The organism is Paenibacillus sp. NPDC056579 (assembly GCF_042793215.1).
GTDB lineage: Bacteria > Bacillota > Bacilli > Paenibacillales > NBRC-103111 > Paenibacillus_S.
On the sequence record NZ_JBHTVD010000002.1, the window covers coordinates 746,890 to 765,456 of the forward strand.

Below are 18,567 nucleotides of genomic sequence, written 5' to 3' on the forward strand. Positions count from 1 at the left end.
TTGCGCAAATTTGCAAGGTAATTATATCTAAAAAAGGAAATTGGTATGTTCTGGCACCTGATAATCCGTTCTAATGATTATGCCCTGATTATGGACTTCCATTAAGCCCGTCTTTATAATAGAGAAACATTAGACGAAACGGCTTACGAGGGAGATGCCATGAAAATTCGTTCCAGCAAATATTTCACCCGTCTCTTGATGTACAGTCTGCTGATCGGTTCTATTCCAGTTATTATCGTTGGAGTGATCTCATATTACAAAGCTTCCTCTATAGTTCAAGACAAGGTCAACTATAGCAGCATGGCGACACTTCAGCAGACCCAACTTCGTGTGGAGCAAATCCTCAAGACGATCGATCATTCGGTTACACAGTATATTAGCTCGCCTCTTGTAGTGAATGCTATGTCGCTCCCTTATTCAGCAGCCCATTATCAGGTGTATAATGAAATGTACCAGAGTATGGTACGCAGCCAAACCTTCGAGCTGACAATAAACAATATGACGGTACTGAATTTAAAAGGTCAATGGGGCGTCGACAACAACAATATTTTTACATTCGACGATGTTAAGAATCTGGATCAGCTTCTCCAGTATGAGAAGCTGCCTTCATTTTCCCTTTGGGTAACGGATGAGGACAAGAGTTCGCCAAGTATACATCTTGTGAAGAAAATCCCTCTGAATTCACTGAAAGCCGACGGACTGGCCATCGTGAGCATCGCCGAATCACAGCTGGCGAGACTTCTTGCAGCCGACAGCCGGATTGGCAGCATCATGGTCATGGATAAGGATTACCGCCTGTTGTCTCGAAGCGATCAGAAAGTGCAGCAATCCGGCTTGGAGCAGCTGGTTGCCGAGATGCAAAGGCGAAGTGAAACGGAAGGACAATTCAATGTAGAGCTTGAAGGGGACAATACAAGCGTCATCATGCGCAAGTCAAGTTATAATGGCTGGATTTATGTGTCCGCCATATCCATAAAGGATATTACCCGAGATTCCCGCTCTATAGGCTGGGTTACTCTGATTGTATGCCTGCTCATGGTTCTGATAACCGGCGGACTGGCACTGTTCGGTTCCCGGACGTTCTACCAACCGGTTCGCAAATTGGTCGCGAAAATGGGAGACAGATTCGGAGAACCGCCAGAAGAAGCCCGTGCCGATGAATTTGCCTTGATCGGTTATCGGCTGCAATCCATGCTGCAGACGGAATCCCGCCTCTTGGATCAGCTTACGGGACAAGTACGGGAGCTGAAGCAGTTTTTTGTCATGAAGCTGATTCGTGGCGAGGAAAAAGAGTCTCAGCTGCCGGTCAGATGGAAAGAGTATGGCTATCAAGCCAATTGGGAGTGGCATGCCATACTCGCTATTCAGATCGATTCTCTGGAGAAGTCCCAGTATAATGAAAATGACCGCGATCTGCTGCTCTTCGCCATCGCAAATATCGTTGGAGAGCTGATCCCCGCCGAGGAACGGTTAGATCCGGTGATGCTGGAACAATCCCAGATTACGGTTGTCGGAGGGGCGGGAGCTACGGATGAAGAGTACAAGAACCGGTTGTTTGCCATGGCGGAGCTTATCCAGAGAACCGTGCTGCATTACCTGAAGCTGCAAATTAGCATCGGCATCAGCCGTCCTGAGAAGCGGCTCATCGATATTGCTGTCTCTGCCGAGCAAGCGCTAGAGGCGCTTCGCTACCGGATTCGTTACGGCCCGGGATCCGTTCTGTTTATCGATGATGTTCAGCCTGAAGACGTAGTATCCAGAGTGTTCCCGCACCGTGCGGCCAAAGAACTCTACGATGCAGTTAAGCTGGCGGAGCGGACAAGGGCTGACGAGCTGTTGGAACGCTGCATTGAACTGATCTTTCAAGAGCAAGCCGACTGGCGCCAATACCGGATGGCATTGGTGAGGCTGTACACGATGCTTACCGAGCTTGGACAGTACGAGATAACACCGGATACAAGGAAAGATACAGAGATAGAATTACCACCTGATCAGGAAAAGCTGCTTTTTGACAGACTGCTCGATCTCAGATCCCAGGAGGAAATACGTTATTGGTTTAGCGATACCGTCATTGCCCCGGTCATGCGCAGGATGGAACAGCAGAGCAAGTCTCATACCAAGAAAATATCGGACCAGCTGACGGATTTGATCCACCGGAGCTTCGACACCGAGCTTACCCTTGAGGCTTGTGCGAGGCAATTGAACTACCACCCCAACTATTTGGGTCCGCTGTTCAGTAAGGAAAAAGGGATCAGCTTCAGTGAGTACCTGCAAAACTACCGTTTGCAGATGGCGAAGCGATGGCTGGTCGAGACAGATATGAAGATCGCGGATATCGCGGAAAGACTGACCTATACTAACCCTCAGAATTTCATCCGCTTTTTCCGCAAGATGGAGAATATGACGCCCGGACAATACCGGGAATTGCACGGCCATCATAAAATATGAACATAACAAATCGAGACTCCTTGCGATAGGCTCCCAACCTGTCATTGGGGGTCTTCTTTGATGTAGACATGATTATTCCACACGTGATGATGATTATAGCCCCTACAGCGACAAACTCCCTTCCTAATGATTATACCTCGATTATAGACTTCCGCTTGTCGGCCGCTTATCTTGAAGATACGCACAAGACAAGAAACACGAAGGTGGAGTCGAAGATGAATCAAATCAAAGGAAATCTTGCGCTTGAAATGTCTGTAGCTGGGCCGAAGAAGCAAAGCTTCTGGGGCCAGATAGGGAGGAACAAATGGCTGTATGGGATGCTGGCCCCTGGAGTCCTTTACTTCCTGTTGTTCAAATACGCCCCCATGTGGGGACTTCTTATGGCTTTCAAGGATTATCAGCCTTATCTGGGCTTTTTCGGCAGCAAGTGGGTTGGCATGAAGCACTTCGAGCGGCTGTTCCATGATCCGGTGTTCTGGATGCTTCTGAGGAATACCTTGGTGATGGCCGGGTACAATATTATCTTCTTTTTTCCCGCACCGATCCTGCTCTCTCTTATGATTAATGAAGTACGCCGTGAGAAATTCAAACGGGTTATACAGACTGTCATCTATGTACCCCATTTTGTCTCCTGGGTCGTGGTGGTCGGCATCGCCTATACCTTTTTTACCATGGATGGCGGACTGGTAAATGAAGCCATCAAGGCAATGGGCGGGAACAAGATCAACTTTCTTGCCAGCGCAGACTGGTTTAGAACGATGATCACACTGGAAGTCATTTGGAAGGAAACGGGCTGGGGAACCATTATATTCCTTGCAGCCTTGGCAGGAGTCGATCCCCAGCTCTACGAAGCTGCAAAAATGGACGGTGCGGGTAGGCTGCGACAACTATGGCACGTGACGCTCCCGGCCATCCGCTCTACCATTATCATTCTTTTCATCCTCCGGCTAGGTACCTTTTTGGACACGGGCTTTGAGCAAATCTTCCTGATGCTGAATCCGATTAACCGAGAGGTCGGGGAAGTGTTTGATACTTATGTGTATACGGCGGGGATTACGCAAGGGCAGTTCAGTTTCAGTACCGCAGTCGGACTTTTCAAGTCGGTTGTCGGATTTGTACTGGTCATTGGTTCCAACTGGATGGCCAAAAAATTCGGTGAGGAAGGGGTGTACTAGTCTATGAATCAACAAAACCGAAGCTGGGGAACCCAGCTCTTCGAGTGGACTAACATTGCCATCCTGATTTTGGTGGCGGCTGTGATGCTCATCCCGTTTCTATATATCCTATTGATTTCCTTCGCGACGGAGCAGGAGGTGTTGGCCAAAAGCTTCCTCGTATTTCCAACCCAATTCTCGTTGACGGGCTACCGTTACATCTTCTCTACTCCCATTCTGCTTCGCAGCCTGGCAGTGACCGTTGGGGTAACGGTGATAGGGACATTTGTGAACCTGCTGCTGACGGTGCTGATGGCGTATCCGCTTGCCCGCAGAGATTTGTACGGACGCCGTCCCATCATGCTCATGGTTATCTTCACGATGGTGTTCAACGCAGGCATAGTGCCTACCTTTTTGATTGTCAAAGCGCTGCACCTCACCAATACCTACTGGGCGCTTATGATTCCTGGCGCGATCAGTGCTTTTAATATGATCATCATCAAAAATTTCTTTCAGCAGCTGCCTGACGGTTTGGAGGAATCCGCCAAGATCGACGGCTGCAATGACCTTGGGATTTTATTCCGTATTGTCATCCCGCTATCTCTGCCTGCTATTGCGACATTTGCGCTATTCTATGCAGTAACTCATTGGAATACCTTTCTGAGCGCTATTTTGTACATCAACGATTCAAAGAAATGGCCTATTCAGGTCCTGTTAAGACAGATCGTGATCTTGTCGGAGAAAGGGTTGTCCGATATGAACGAGGCGCCCCCTCCGCCGTCCAAGATTATCAACATGGCGGTTATCGTGTTCTCCACCGTCCCGATTCTGTCGGTTTATCCCTTTTTGCAAAAGCACTTCGCCAAGGGAGTGCTGCTAGGTTCAGTTAAAGGATGACCTGTTCATCTTTTGATACAATATCTTCAATATGATGAGGGGGAGTAAGACATGAAGCAGTTAAACCACAAAATGTCCCTAACGGGTCTTGCAGTCATTTTGACGGCCGCCAGTTTATCGGCGTGTGGCGGTAATCAGGAAGCGAAAAACACAAACACAACATCAAACGGACAGTTTACATTCACGATGATGAACCAGTATTCGTCGACAGAGCCTCCCAAGGCCGACAATCCGATAATTAAGCGGATCGAGGAATACACGAATACCAAGATCAATGCCACTTGGGTTCCGGCGTCCGCTTACAATGACAAGGTTAACGTCTCCATCGCCTCCAATGATCTGCCTCAGGTACTGATGATTGCGGATACCAAGTCCTCATCCATCATCAATGCAGAGCGGTCGGGCATGTTCTGGGAGATCGGCCCCTATATCAAGGAGTTTCCCAACCTGAGCAAGTACAACGCTAGTGAGCAGGTACTGAACAATATCTCCGTGGATGGCAAGATTTACGGTTTGTACCGCGCCAGAGCGCTGGGCCGCCAGGGTGTCGCCTTCCGGCAGGATTGGTTGGACAATCTGGGCTTACAGCAACCCAAGACCATCGATGATCTCTACAAGGTTATCCAAGCGTTCGCTTTAAACGATCCGGACAAAAACGGCAAAAACGATACCTTCGGGCTAGTGGAAGCCGAGGATTCCGGAGGCGCCGGCGCCATGGGACTCACCGGCTTTCAGACCATCGCCTCTTTCTTCGGAGCGCCGAACCAATGGGCTATTCAGGATGGCAAAGCAGTTCCCCTATTTATGACTAAAGAAAATATGGAAGCGATGAAGTTCTACAAGAAGCTGTATGACGAAAAGCTGATTAACCAGGATTTCGCGGCAACCAAAGTCAACAAACAGCAAGAGCAATTTTATCAAGGCAAGGCTGGCATGCTGTTCACTACCCTCGACTTCGTGATCACCGGGGGAAACGAGCTGAAGAAAGCCAACCCTGCTGCCAAGATCGATATTGTCAGCAAAATTCAGGGACCTAAGGGTGAGCGGGTGTTTGCAACGACCGGATATAACGGAATGTTCGTGTTCCCGAAGGCCACCGTCAAGTCGGAGGCGGAGTTGAAGCAGCTTCTTGGCTTCTTCGACAAAATCGTCGATGACCAAATGATGTATACCTGGACGTGGGGGATCGAGGGTGTCCATTACACCAAAGGAGCGGACGGAGAGCCGGTCATCTCTGACCAGACGGCATATGCCAACGAGGTATCTCCTCTCAAGCAGCTGCCCACCTATGACGGTGCGCTGATGATCTGGAAGGGGAAGGGGGAGGCGGACAATAAATTCCGCACCATGATGAAAACCAACGAAGCCATTGCCATATCCAATCCGGTAGAGCCCTTGATCTCACAGACGGCTGTGGAGAAGGGAACGGAGCTGAACAAGATCATTGCCGACGCCCGTGTCAAATTCATTATGGGAACCCTTGATGAAGCTGGTTTCAATAAAGAAGTGGAGAAGTGGCGCTCCCAGGGCGGTGACCAGATGATCAAGGATTATACGGAGCTGTATGCGAAGCAGGCTAAGAAATAATGCGGCTAGGTAAAGAAAATGAGGTGCGTCACGAGTTAGTTGCCGGAGGACAATGCATTTGTTCTGTGGGCTTGTCTTGTGAAGCCACGCATTTGGGAGGTCTAAGATATGAATAGTGAGTCATTTGATTTTGATATCATTATAGCCGGCGCGGGTGTCGGAGGAATAAGCGCTGCGTTAGCTGCTGCAAGATTGCAGATGAGAGTGCTGCTGATTGAGCAAGCCAAGGAGGTGGGGGGGACAGGTGTATTTTCCAGCGTATCCTTGATATGCACCTTCCGGGATTCCCGGGGAAGACCGATTACCAGCGGCATTCACCGAGAGCTGTTTCCTGCCTCATATACGCATTACAATGAGAAGCTTGTTCCTACTTATGATGAGCAGGAGTTGAAAGCTGCATACGAGAGGCTGCTCACTTCCGAACCGACCCTTACGCTATGGACCGACTGCAAGGTGATCCAAGCGGATAAGCAGAACGGACGAATTGTCCGTCTGCATATCCAGGGCAGCCGAACGGTAGCGGTTACCGCCAAGATATACCTCGATGCCACTGCCGACGGCAATCTTTCCGCGTTGGCGGGATTGGAGTACAGATTGGGTAGAGAAGGCGACGGCAGGCTGCAATCCGCTACGGCGACCTTTAAGGTCAGCGGCATAAACTGCTCCCTGCTGAAGGAGCCGGATATTCGGCAATGGTCGGCTATCCATTCGCTGCGCAGGGAGCTATTACCTTATTATCTCGACATGAAAGCGGCAGGCCGCACCGGCAACCCCCGACAGGGCATCACTTGTTTCCCCTACCCAGACGGCAAAGCCCTGCTCTTCAATTCTACTTCGGTGCTGGATGTAGACCCTACCCGCCCAGAAACGGTTACAAGAGGCAGGGAAGAGGGAATTCGGCAGGTGCAGGAGTTGTTTGAGGCTATTCGGCAGCATCCTGCTTTCCATCATGCGAAGCTGGATTACATTGCCCCCAAGCTGGGTGTCCGAGAGGGGCGGCGAATTGTCGGAGAATATGAACTGACCGCAGAGGACTGCCTGCAGAGCAGACGCTTTGATGATATGGTGGCGGCATGCGCCTACTCCTTGGATATTCATAGTCCGGATGGAGGCGCCACTAGGCTGGAAAGCATTCCTGAACCAGGCTATTACCATATCCCATACCGTTCGCTTATTCCCAAGGGCTGCGCCAATCTATTACTCAGCTCCCGATGCATCAGCGGCACCCACGAAGCCCACAGCTCCTACCGGATTATGGCTTCGGTCAGCGCCATTGGGGAAGCGGCGGGAACGGCAGCTGCGCTCTGTGTGTTCCGGGGGCTCCAGGATGTCCGTGAGGTCAAGCCCTCCCACATCCGGTTCATTCTCCAGCTGCGGGGTCAATTTATAGAAGGAGAGGTGGAGCGGATTCCGATGCCTGCAAGCGCTGCTTGGGCAGCGGAAATGAATTAATCTGGGAGGTACGGCATACTGAGCCATTCATTGTTCCGCCATCCAGGCGGTTGAGTAAGCCGCCCGGATGCAGGGACAAGAGCGACAGAAAGTCGGTTTATGCATTCGCAGTGATCTGTCTTTTAGAAAACGTGGTGAAAAAGTGACCGGAGAGTCAGCAGGGATTTAGAGAAGCAATTGAAACCCCCATCAACCGCTGGCCGGGCATGAATTCATCACACACTCTTTAGAATTCCATTGATAGGCGACTAAACCCCAAAAAGGTAACCGCTTACAAAATGAAATTGGATTTTAGCCCAATATAAGGGAGTGAACATGATGTTCGTGAAAAAGTGGATGATCCGTTTGATGCTTGTTTTGCTTGTATCCGTCAGCGTACTTGGGGGGATGGCGCCTATGGCCATAGCTGCCCATCCGCAGGCCGTGGCAATCTTGAGTTCGCCTCCGGTTTACAGCGGTATCAACAAGGCTTGGCCCGGTGACGCGGACAAAGATCCGGTGCATGCCGCGACGACCAAGAACGGCATGGCGTGCTGGACGACATCACAAAATCCGCTGAACCCCTACGTCTACGTTGATGTCGCAAGCTCCGTAAAACCTGCAGGCGCGACGTACGCGGTTGTGTCTGTTGATTACTTTGATGCAGCGGCGACGACCATAGCCATAGAGTACGACGGTCAGAGCAACGCTTTTCAGGCCACCCCGTGGATGCCTACGAGCGGCAGTCAGACTTGGAAGAACCAGATCTTTGAACTGAGCGGAATCAAGTTCGCCAACGGTACGAACGGCGCAGATTTCCGTCTTCGCGTTCACAGCCTCAACGGCGTCATCCCAGAAATCTGCTTCGCACGAGTCCAAGTGACCTTTGCAACGACTCCAGCGCTGTCACTGATGAACCCGAGCCTGCTCTTCACAACCAATTCCGCAACCCTGGATTTCGGTACGGTGGGTGATTCAGTTTCATATGCCATTTCAGATGATCAGGGCGTAAGTCTTCGCACGGGATCTACCCCCGTAGGCACCGACGGACATGCTCTGCTATCCGTACAGGACCTCGGGCCGGGATTCTACAACCTGACTTTCTCAAGTGTGATTGATGGCCAAACACTAACTCGCACCACAACGTTTGGCATTGTGACCCCCACGCCAGCAGGCGCCTTGAGTCCTGACTCCTTCTTCGGGATCAGCACCCATTTCGGTCACTACAAATCCCTCGAAGATGGGCTCATGAACTCTTTGGCGACCATCGGCTACGGCCACGTTCGAAGCGATGTGAACTGGTCCCTAATTGAAAAGCAGCCCGGCGTATACAACTGGGCCGGGTATGGCTTTGAAGCGAAGTCCCAACAGTCTCTTGACCTCGGCATGACTCCCCAGGGTGTCCTGGCCTACAACAACGCCAATTATGATAACGGGAAAACGCCGAGCTCCGCGGCTGGTCTAGCTGCATTTGGTCAGTTCGGGAAAGCTGCTGCCGAGCACTATAAGGGCAAGGTCCGCGATTTCAACATCTACAATGAGTTCAATGGCACCGGCTTCAACAACGGCGCTTGCGGGACAACAGCAGCCTGCTACGTGCAGATGCTTCAGGCCATGTACGGCCCCATACACGAAGGAAACCCGGACGCGAACGTTATAGGCCCGATTCCGTCCACCATTGACGATAACTGGAACAATGCCTTTTTCGCAGCAGGCGGCATCAACTACATTGATACTTTCGCGACAAATGTCTATGGTTACGCCCTGGAGGGTGCCAACACCCCGCCCGAGCACACATTGCTGGTGTCGAAGCTTCCTGCTTTGGTGCAGCAGGTGAAGCAGGCAGCAGGAACTCGGGATGTCCCGGTATGGATTACGGAAAACGGCTGGCCGACGTATGCCGCCGCCTCCACAGAGCCCCAGCAAGCGGACAATCTGGTGCGTGCTCAGGTGCTGGCAATGGCAGCAGGTGTGGACGTCTTCAGCTGGTACTCGGCTATGGATGACGGTAAGGACCCCAATAATAGGGAGCATCACTTTGGGCTATTCAGACAGCCCGTTGATGGTGTAGCCGGCGTAGCTCCGAAGCCGGGAGCTGTCACAAACGCTGTGCTTATTCGCGCGGTGACCGGAAAGACCCTTGGTGCTCGCGATGACCTCGGCTCCGCTACAGCCTACTCGTATCCTTATACGGGAGGAGGCTCGACGACTCGGGTAATGTGGTCCACCGGCTCCGAGACCATTGCTTTGCACACTACCGAGCCTCTTATTATCACTAATGAGTATGGCTCAACGCAGACGGTGAATCCGACAGACGGTATGGTCGTTCTGACACTTACCGGCAGCCCGATCTACGTCACCGGCAACGTTGACAGCTTGGGTGTGACGCAGTCAGCGGTCACGATGAAAGTCGCCGATCGGTCGATCCAAGGAGATACGGTTCTTGTTACGGTGACTGCAGACCGATCGAACCGCAAGACGGACCTTCCCAATGAGTTGACTCTCACTGCAAGCGGGGCACAGCCCGTTAAGCTTCGCACTTCTCCGGGCAAGGTAACAAGTGCAGCCATTAGCATTCCCGCAAGCACGCTCCTCGGCCAGCGGACTGTGTCCGTCGATGTAACGAAAGTGAAGCCGGGGAAAGGAGACGATGACAAGCACAAGCCGAGTCTTGTAGCCGGCTTAAGGACGACGACAAAGGTCGTCAAGCCGTTCGAGATCAGCATTCAACCGACGATCACGTCGGACGCTGCGTCCAGAAATTACTTTCTCGACATCGCGCTGAAGAATAATCGGGGCAGCGACCTCACGGCGACCCAAGTTACCTACCAAGTAGGGCCGGCATCAGGGACAGTGTCGGATAGGGTGTATGTCGCTGCAAGTGGAACCGCTTCGCTGCGGGTTCCGCTCTCTGACATTCCGTTGTTTGACTCCTTGAGCTATAGCGTGGCGGTCGACAGCGCCAGCGGTTCGGACGTTTCATCCGGCTCGATTTCCTACGCTCCCATCGAGCCCGTGGACCACCAAAGCTTGCCTGCAATCAACCTGGCGACGCAAGCGACCTGGGTATCGATATTAGGGACGCGCAGCGGGAACAGCGACCTAAGCGGGCAGTTGCGTATCAACTACAACAATGAGGGGCTCGTGATCGACGCCACGATCACCGACGACAAACATTTCGGTGCACGCACACCGAACACCATGTGGCAGACCGATTCCATCCAGTTCAGCACCTACGACCGGGTGCCTGGGCAGGCCGGAGGCCAGCGTGTTGAATTCGGTGCAGCGCTTCTCGACAGCGGACCGTCGGTTTACACCTTCGCAGCACCTGCTGGCCAGCAGGCGGGACCAACCCCTGGTGCCCAAGCAAGTATCATTCAAAGCGGCAGCATCACGCACTATGTCATCTCTGTGCCGTGGGCCTCGCTTGGGTTTAGCGGACCGCCGGCGCATACCATCGGAATGTCATTCCTCGTAAATGACGATGACCGGGGCTCCACGGGCGATTCACGCGACGGTTTCTTGCAGTGGGGATCGGGAGTCGGGACGACGCCGAAGGATCCCACATTGTTTCGCGATGCACAGTTAGTGCAGTAAAGGACGGATCTGACCTCAGTATCAGGCTGTCTAACATAAAGGGAGCATGGCTGCTGGAGCGAAAATCCAGCAAGTAAGCCTTCGTAACCTTGCTCCTACAAATGCGCCCGTTTGCCTATTCCCGTATCGCAGCCTGCCTGTACTTGGTGGGCGACATACCGGTGTGCGCTTTGAACTTTTTGCAAAAGTAACTGCTCGACGAGTAATCGGCCGAGTGAGCCACTTCGTCTATGGTGAGATTCGTTTCGATCAGCAGCTTCTTAGCAGTCTCCAACTTTTCTTGCGATAGCTTTTGCTTGAATGTCATTTGGAATTGTTTTTTCATAAGACGGTGCAGATGGCGTTTGCTGACCATTAGTTCGACCGCCATTTGATCCAGCGACATATCGGGTGTATCCGAGTTCATGAGAGCATCGAGCAGATGCTCTCTTTTTTCGTTTAACGTTTTGCGGGGCAGTGCATAATCAGCTTTATTCTCGCCACGGTAGCTGCGAACGGCGTTAACAATGATTTGCGATATATAGCTCCGGATATTGTGGTAATAGCCGACCATTCGATTGTCCAATTCATCCATAATTTTCTGGAACAGCTCGATGCTTCGGTACTCGTCCTCCCCGAACCAAAACCTTGTGGAAGATAGCGCTTCGATCATTGCGTCGGTTTCAATGCGGATGAACTCGTTGTACTGCTTTCTTTTCTTCGTTACAGTGATATCGAAGTTAATGCAGCATTCCGCAAGCGGATTATCGGGATCGGTCATTTGCTCATGATAGATCATGGGGCCGGTTAAATAAAACGTATTGGGCGTAATCTCGTAATGGTTTCCATCGGCAATGAGCTGTCCGAACCCATACGGGATGAAATGCAGTTCGTAGCCACCGTGCGCATGCTTCTTATTCGTTCGAAGGGAGGCAGGAACGAAACGAATATACCATACGTTGATTTGTAAATGTCCCATCTGAATCCGCAAGTCCAGATCGTCATAATCCCGTCGAAATTGAATGTCCATACTATGTTCCCCCCCATTTTGTATGATCAGGCCATTTTTATTGAAATATTGTCCATTATGTCTATTTTAAACCAAATACACATTTGGTACTATAACGAATTGTAAGGGTTTACATTAAAAGGTAATTGATATTAGGCAAGTCTTTAAAAAAAGAAAGGGAGGTTAATGACCTTGGTTCATCAACTTGTGAGAAAAACAGCGGTAGCATTGATGCTCGCCGCAATAACTGCTTCTTGCAGCAACACAGGTAACGCACCTATGGCCTCAAAAACCGAGGCGCCGCCGGTCACTCTGAAAATTTATATGTGGGACGCGATTTTCCAGGATGATGTGTTTCAGAAACTGATTGCCGAGCCCGTCAAGAAAAAATACCCGAACATTACGCTGCAGCAGGTAGTGCGCGGACCGAACATGCAGCCGGATAGCATCGTAACAAGCGGTGACAATGAAGTCGATATCATTATGGCCTGGAACGACGTGCTGGTACAATTTCAGGATTTGAAGCTACTTAGCGATATTACGGCGGATGTCAAGAAAGCGGGGCTGGACCTCGGCCGATTCGATGATCAGGTGCTGGACGGGATGCGCGACAGGGATAAGAAAGAGATTTTGTATGGACTGCCGTTCGCGCAAGATTTCTATGCTTTGTTTTACAACAAAGACTTGTTCGATAAGTTCGGCGTAGCTTATCCGAAGGACGGAATGACCTGGGAAGATGCGATCGAGCTGGCAAAGAAGCTGACGCGCGAAGATGGAGGAATCCAATACAAGGGACTCGATCCGGAAGGGCCGGAGAAGCTTGGCAATTCGCTGTCATTACCATTTGTTGATCCGATAACACAGAAGGCGACGCTTGATACCGAAGGCTGGAAAAGAGTATTCGAAACGCTGAAGCAAATATACAGCATCCCCGGCAACCAGAATACGATATCGAATCACGCGGGAACGGTAAACCGCTTCGCCAAAGATAAAAATGTGGCAATGTACGCATCCCATGGTGTTGTAAGCAGCCTTATGCAGTCCGATGTAAATTGGGATATAGCCCAATACCCGAGCTTCAAAGATAAGCCGAATTTATACGGTATGGTGAAGGCTTATGCGCTCTGCATTACGACGACAAGCAAACATCGCGAGCAGGCGATGCAGACTCTTCAGGTGATGACTTCTGATGAAGTGCAGCTTGCTTATACGAAATCGACTGCGATGCTGTCCGGGCTGAAAAATCCAGAGATGAACAAGCATTTCGGCCAAGACCTGCCGCTGCTGAAAGGCAAGCATATCGAGGGGATTTTCAAGAGCAAGCCAGCTCCCTTCGTTGCACAATCAACGTATTCGGGTAAAGCTCGTCCGCCGTTGGAAGCAAAATTTAAAGAAGTGATGGCCGGCAAAGATATCAATACAGCGTTACGGGAAGCACAGGAAGAAGCCTCCAAGCAGATCGATGCGTTGAAAAAGTAAGCGGAAACCAAATCGAATCGGAAAGGCGGATGGTCTTGTGAACAAAATAACACAGGCAATTTCCTTGACAGTGGCGGGGCTGCTGTCGTTCGGTCATCATGTGCTGGCATTAACGCCGGGACAGCAGATCGGTTCCGTTATGGGAGGCGGCAATTTCACGAACGGAAGCGTTACGCAAATCAATCAGTTTCTCGCGCTTCAGACCATAGGGGCCAGTATGGCTCGCATGAACGTATACCCTCAATATTATTATGCGAACGGACAGCCGACACCGGAACGATTGGACAGCGTGATGCTGCAAGCGTACCAGAGCGGAGTGACCCCGATATTGTTGTTCGAATATTACGGTTCTTATGCGAATAACGGGCAGCCGCTCGGCGATTACAACTATTGGTATAGCATCGGCCACGATTTCGCAGAACGGTTCCGGCCTGGCGGCGTCTGGGCGCAGGCGAATGGCATACAAGACTGGGGAATAACGGTATATACGGCAATGAATGAGCCTGACGTAGAAAATTTAATCGACAAAACCGCGTACCGCAACGCGCTCGAAGGGCTAGCTGACGGCGTTCATGCTGTCGATACCATTTTGAAAGTGAATCCTGGCGGCTTTGCCCGAGCTAATTCGAACAGTGATTATTCGCTCCGAGGCTACGGCCCCGCCATAGCCGAGCTTTACAACACCGGCAAGCTTGACGGAATCGATCTTCACACCTATTTCGATGTTCAGTATAGTCCCATGGACGGCATGTACAAATTTTCCGCGCAAAGTAATTTCGATTCGGTCAAGCGTGTGTCCGGCATTACAGCGGACGTTAATTTTTACTCGACTGAATTCAATTTCAAGAAGCGGCTCGTTACCGAAGAGGAAGCTGCCAAAGGCTTTCTTACGGCAATTTGGGATCATCTTGGGGTCGTGAAAAACGACGGGGTAACGTCCGCCACCCAATTCGCGTTTCCTTGGAGCCTCTTTAACTCGACGGCAGTCGATACGAATTACGGGATGAATTCGAGTTTGGCCCCTTGGACGCCCACCGCTCGCGGCATCACGCTGCAAACCGTTCTGGACAAGACAAGAGGCATGTCGTTTGTGTCCATGGATCCAAAGCAGACCGGAGAATACAAACTGAGCGGCAGCGGCAAGACCATGTGGGTATGGCAAAACCGGCCTTTTTGGACTAATCATGCAGGAACTTCTTATACCGTTACTGGCATTCCCCCGGGTGCTTATAAATTGGAAGTAATCGGTTGGGACGGCGTTCGACAAACCATTCCGCTTACGGGGGAAACTTCGGTGACGATCAACCAACTGGCAGAAAAGGAGACCTACATGTTCGTTGCCTATACGGACACGATCCGTGCAGAGGTTAGTAACGGCGAGGCTAGCGAAGCGGGAAATGAGCTGACGCCATAGTTAGTGCAGTATGTACCTTTACTAGGGAAAGCACACTTCGATGAACCGATTTCGGAAAAAACAGTGCTATTTCTCTGCACGCCTTACTTAGGTTGCATGTTCTTTAAATAAAGGGATGAGAAAATAATAATTCTCTGCGAAATCAAGTGGATCACTACTATTACTGGAAACGTGAAGCTTTGGTTTACCGTTCAGGGATACTGAATCAATTGCCCTCTGGTATTAGGGCGCCAAAATGCTATGCAGTGGAAGAGGATGCTCATGGCAATATGTGGATTTGGCTCGAGGATATAGCTATTGGGTCTAACCAATGTGACTGGTCCTACATGCACATGAGTAAAATATCCTACTTGCTCGGAAAATATAATGGTGATTATTTATTAGGAAATCCTCTCCCGACCGATTCTTTCTTTTGCCGCACTTGGATGCGTTCTTGGGTAGAGGTTTGTACTGCATATGCCAAACCCATAGAAGAACAAAAAGTAATATGGGATAAACATTTGAATGAATTTCATGGTATGAGTGAAACATGGGAGAGCTATTTTCACAATAGATCAAGAGTAAATAGCTTACTGGAAACTTTAGAATTTCTGCCCCGTGTATTTGCACATCAAGACGTACACTGGGATAACATTTTTCTGGAGCAAATAGATGAACACGATTCACTAATGGCGATTGATTGGCAGTTTGCAAGTATCTCAGGCGTAGGTGATGAGCTCGGTCGGATGTTTGGATATGCATTATTAAAAAGGAAAATTCCAGTTAACATGGTAGAAGAATATAAGGAAGAGTTATTTCTTAGTTATATGCAAGGGCTTAGAGCTGCAGGGTGGGACGGAAATTCAACATTTGCTCGATTCGGTTTTACTGTGTCTGCGGCGCTTAGGTTTATCATGGTTATTGATAAGTTGCTTATCAACTTAGAAGCAGGGAATGGAATAAGTCAGAAAGAAAAATCGAGTCATCTGTTGTTGGTCTCTCAGGCACTTCTAAGTATGGCAGATGAGTCTTGGAGCATTAGGAGTGAGATAAAGCAGTACTTTCATAATATTCACGAGTGTTGCATTAGTCGCCATTGCTCAGCTGCCCTCCTTACTCATTACTAGAGCAAGAAGGATAGCGCCATTTGATCTGAAAATCAATAATGTTCCCATAACGATCCGACTCAATATGGCAGCAGCCGGTCAGTAACTCCTTTAACATCTCACGTCCACGCTGTACTCTTGATTTTGCACCAGAATAGGAGATGCCAAGCCGTTCGCTCAATTCTTTCTGAGACATTCCTTTCAACATGGAGAGCTCCACCGCTTCCTTATATTTTTCCGGCAGTTGTTGGATTACCGATTCGAAACAGGCAATGACCTCTTGGGCTAGATCCGGCTCTTCGTATTCGTCAGTTATCTGTAATTGTGCTGGCAACTCGTCATCCCATTTCTTCTTACGATAATAATCTACCATACTGTTTCGAGCGATTTGATAGATCCACGATGACAACTTTTTCTCATCTTTCAGATCGTCTATATGATCGTTTATCTTTATGAAAACATCTTGTACAATGTCTTCTACATCCGCTTGGTTCAGGATTCGATTCGCGACAAACCTTTTGAGTTGCAGATAATAGTCACTCCATAATAGGGAAATTTCTACTGTCATTTATTTGATCCTTTCAAATAATTTTTGTCCAATTCTGCGTCCATTATCAGATTTCTCCGTCTACCTATCGTAACACATTTTTATTCCAAGGAGATGACTGAAATGGCTAAGAAACGAATTTTGATAATAGGTGATGATCATCTTGGGGCTTGGCACCCTCTCGAGCTTGTACAGAATGAATTGGAAAAGATATTAGGCGGAGAATTCCGTCTGACTGTAACCCGGAACTATGATTACTTATCGACGCTCAATACAAGCGAGTATGCGGCAGTTATCTCGTATGCTGATATTTGGACAAGAAAACTTACATCCGGGCAAATTGCCGGTTTGCTGAGGTTCGTTGCAGGGGGAGGCGGATTGCTTGCCATTCATAACGGTATTTCATTGGCGGGCAGCTACGAGCTGCTGCAGGTAATCGGTGCCAAATTTGTTACCCACCCGCCCTATCAAAAGCTTCATTTTTATAGAATTATGAACGAACATCCACTCTTAGAAGGAGTGGCGGACTTTACGATCGAAGAGGAGCCATATCAGTTTGAATCTGATCCCTTCACCCCCCGTACAGTTCTAATTGAGTACGAATACCATGGGAAAAGATGGCCTTCTATGTGGGAACACAATTATGGATTAGGTAAGGTAGTATATTTACATCCGGGTCATAGGGCAGATTCTTTCAAGCCGGAGGCTATCCAACGGCTCATTCTAAATAGCGTTCGCTGGATAGCTGACTCCAGCGTTTAATGGATAGTAAATGAAGGTACTCGCCAATGACTTTTCGAATTTTTGCAGCCACGTTACGCTGACGGGTACGATAGTGCTAATCACCATGACAAAGCTGCCGTATTATTGAACGGCAGCTTTGTTATGTTAACGAGCGGGATTTCTGGAAATTAACGGCGCTTCTATAAAACGAATCTAGGCTCCAAACTATTTATTTCAGCTCATAATGTGCAGTTGGTTGCCGGCCAAGTCCGACTTGCCGTCCCTATATTCCGATGGGGTCATTCCGATAAGCTTACGGAACACTTTCCCGAAATAGCTCAAATTATCGAAGCCGGTTTCGACAGCTATCTGTGACACAGGGATCCGGGTATGCTTCAGCAGGTGAGCAGCCTTCTCCAACCGGACGAGCCGCAAATATTCGACAGGCGATGCCCCGACATGCTTTTGAAACATTTTGCAAAAATGATTGGGGGAAACCTTCGCGACTTCCGCGATTTGAGATAAGGAGATGGGCTCGTGAAAATGCTGTTCCATAAACTGCTTTCCGATTTGAACCGTTTCCGGCAAATGCCGGTCGGTGCGAACTTCTCCTTCCGAAAAGCGGAGCAGCGATAGTATCCATTCATAAACGCGAAACGATATATCGTGTTTCTGGTGCTCAATCTTCTTGTTGGCAATACTGTTGTACAAGCTCCATAAAATCAAAATCGGCTCTGCAGAAGAGGGGACGAAGGCGACATGTCCGAACCGATCGATGAAATGGTTCCAATACAGCTTCGATACTTCGGTAGCATACAGCTTAATCCATATAAACTCCCAATTATCAGCAGATGAAGGGTCGAAATAATAATAATGATCGCTTGGAATATGGACGAAAAACCCATGATTTTTCGGTACGGAGAACGTGTTCTGTCCGATGCTCAGCTTTCCTTCTCCGGACAGCGTGTATTGAAAAAGCAGCCCCTTGGTCCTTTCCTGCCCGTCAAACCGATAGCACGGATCTTGGGTCGATTCATGACCGATCGTCAAAATAAGATGGAGAGGATGTGACGAAATGTCTGGATAAGTTAGGGAACGGAATCCATGGATTGAAGGCATAATATTTTACCATCCTTGATGAAATATTACTGTTGAACTTTATGCTGCCAATAAATAGAATAAAATTACAACTCGCCTTTATACCAAATTATACCACA

The 18,567-nt window shown here is 49.5% G+C and carries 13 protein-coding genes; 10 read left to right on the top strand and 3 right to left on the bottom strand.

The window, feature by feature from the left end; genetic code table 11:
* Window positions 1–159: 159 nt before the first annotated feature.
* From ACFQ88_RS10825 to ACFQ88_RS10850, 6 genes are all read left to right on the top strand, one after another.
* Window positions 160–2,448: a helix-turn-helix domain-containing protein gene (locus ACFQ88_RS10825; protein WP_379454096.1), complete on the top strand. Its 2,289-nt coding sequence runs from the start codon at window positions 160–162 to the stop codon at window positions 2,446–2,448.
* 248 nt (window positions 2,449–2,696) lie between these two features.
* Window positions 2,697–3,623 (top strand): ABC transporter permease, encoded by a 927-nt coding sequence (locus tag ACFQ88_RS10830; RefSeq protein WP_239635332.1) that lies wholly within the window; start codon window positions 2,697–2,699, stop codon window positions 3,621–3,623.
* Window positions 3,624–3,626: 3 nt separating this feature from the next.
* Window positions 3,627–4,499, top strand: coding sequence for a carbohydrate ABC transporter permease (locus ACFQ88_RS10835; RefSeq protein WP_379454097.1), 873 nt, complete (start codon window positions 3,627–3,629; stop codon window positions 4,497–4,499).
* A 51-nt stretch (window positions 4,500–4,550) separates the two neighbouring features.
* Window positions 4,551–6,086, top strand: a complete 1,536-nt coding sequence (locus ACFQ88_RS10840) for an extracellular solute-binding protein (protein ID WP_379454098.1) — start codon at window positions 4,551–4,553, stop codon at window positions 6,084–6,086.
* Window positions 6,087–6,194: 108 nt separating this feature from the next.
* On the top strand, window positions 6,195–7,538 hold the full coding sequence (locus ACFQ88_RS10845) for an FAD-dependent oxidoreductase (protein ID WP_379454099.1): 1,344 nt from the start codon (window positions 6,195–6,197) through the stop codon (window positions 7,536–7,538).
* 1,227 nt (window positions 7,539–8,765) lie between these two features.
* On the top strand, window positions 8,766–11,114 hold the full coding sequence (locus ACFQ88_RS10850; protein ID WP_379454100.1) for a hypothetical protein: 2,349 nt from the start codon (window positions 8,766–8,768) through the stop codon (window positions 11,112–11,114).
* 115 nt (window positions 11,115–11,229) lie between these two features.
* On the opposite strand, the gene ACFQ88_RS10855 is transcribed toward ACFQ88_RS10850, so the two are convergent.
* Window positions 11,230–12,123: an AraC family transcriptional regulator gene (locus tag ACFQ88_RS10855; protein ID WP_379454101.1), complete on the bottom strand. Its 894-nt coding sequence runs from the start codon at window positions 12,121–12,123 to the stop codon at window positions 11,230–11,232.
* A 171-nt stretch (window positions 12,124–12,294) separates the two neighbouring features.
* On the opposite strand from ACFQ88_RS10855, the gene ACFQ88_RS10860 reads away from it, so the two are divergent.
* The 3 genes from ACFQ88_RS10860 (at window position 12,295) to ACFQ88_RS10870 (ending at window position 16,101) form a co-directional block, all read left to right on the top strand.
* Window positions 12,295–13,581 (top strand): ABC transporter substrate-binding protein, encoded by a 1,287-nt coding sequence (locus tag ACFQ88_RS10860; RefSeq protein WP_379454102.1) that lies wholly within the window; start codon window positions 12,295–12,297, stop codon window positions 13,579–13,581.
* Between the two features lie 37 nt (window positions 13,582–13,618).
* On the top strand, window positions 13,619–14,995 hold the full coding sequence (locus tag ACFQ88_RS10865) for a hypothetical protein (RefSeq protein WP_379454103.1): 1,377 nt from the start codon (window positions 13,619–13,621) through the stop codon (window positions 14,993–14,995).
* Window positions 14,996–15,264: 269 nt separating this feature from the next.
* The gene (locus ACFQ88_RS10870) at window positions 15,265–16,101 is read left to right on the top strand and encodes a hypothetical protein (protein ID WP_379454104.1); all 837 of its coding nucleotides are present in this window, start codon (window positions 15,265–15,267) and stop codon (window positions 16,099–16,101) included.
* On the opposite strand, the gene sigZ is transcribed toward ACFQ88_RS10870, so the two are convergent.
* Window positions 16,088–16,648 carry an RNA polymerase sigma factor SigZ gene (sigZ, locus tag ACFQ88_RS10875; protein WP_379454105.1) on the bottom strand — a complete coding sequence of 187 codons (561 nt, stop codon included), beginning with the start codon at window positions 16,646–16,648 and terminating at the stop codon, window positions 16,088–16,090. The two genes, ACFQ88_RS10870 and sigZ, sit on opposite strands and share 14 nt — an antisense overlap.
* A gap of 102 nt (window positions 16,649–16,750) precedes the next feature.
* Between sigZ and ACFQ88_RS10880 the strand changes: the two genes are divergently transcribed.
* Window positions 16,751–17,389: a ThuA domain-containing protein gene (locus tag ACFQ88_RS10880; protein WP_379454106.1), complete on the top strand. Its 639-nt coding sequence runs from the start codon at window positions 16,751–16,753 to the stop codon at window positions 17,387–17,389.
* Window positions 17,390–17,584: 195 nt separating this feature from the next.
* Here the strand turns inward: ACFQ88_RS10880 and ACFQ88_RS10885 are convergent, their stop codons facing one another.
* A complete protein-coding gene (locus tag ACFQ88_RS10885) occupies window positions 17,585–18,469 on the bottom strand; it encodes an AraC family transcriptional regulator (RefSeq protein ID WP_379454107.1) in 885 nt (294 codons plus the stop codon).
* Window positions 18,470–18,567: the final 98 nt, after the last annotated feature.

Coding starts and splice junctions, on each gene's coding strand:
- ACFQ88_RS10825 (WP_379454096.1), top strand. CDS start 160: ATGAAAATTCGTTCCAGCAAATATTTCACCCGTCTCTTGATGTACAGT.
- ACFQ88_RS10830 (WP_239635332.1), top strand. CDS start 2,697: ATGTCTGTAGCTGGGCCGAAGAAGCAAAGCTTCTGGGGCCAGATAGGG.
- ACFQ88_RS10835 (WP_379454097.1), top strand. CDS start 3,627: ATGAATCAACAAAACCGAAGCTGGGGAACCCAGCTCTTCGAGTGGACT.
- ACFQ88_RS10840 (WP_379454098.1), top strand. CDS start 4,551: ATGAAGCAGTTAAACCACAAAATGTCCCTAACGGGTCTTGCAGTCATT.
- ACFQ88_RS10845 (WP_379454099.1), top strand. CDS start 6,195: ATGAATAGTGAGTCATTTGATTTTGATATCATTATAGCCGGCGCGGGT.
- ACFQ88_RS10850 (WP_379454100.1), top strand. CDS start 8,766: ATGAACTCTTTGGCGACCATCGGCTACGGCCACGTTCGAAGCGATGTG.
- ACFQ88_RS10855 (WP_379454101.1), bottom strand. CDS start 12,123: ATGGACATTCAATTTCGACGGGATTATGACGATCTGGACTTGCGGATT.
- ACFQ88_RS10870 (WP_379454104.1), top strand. CDS start 15,265: ATGTGGATTTGGCTCGAGGATATAGCTATTGGGTCTAACCAATGTGAC.
- sigZ (WP_379454105.1), bottom strand. CDS start 16,648: ATGACAGTAGAAATTTCCCTATTATGGAGTGACTATTATCTGCAACTC.
- ACFQ88_RS10880 (WP_379454106.1), top strand. CDS start 16,751: ATGGCTAAGAAACGAATTTTGATAATAGGTGATGATCATCTTGGGGCT.
- ACFQ88_RS10885 (WP_379454107.1), bottom strand. CDS start 18,469: ATGCCTTCAATCCATGGATTCCGTTCCCTAACTTATCCAGACATTTCG.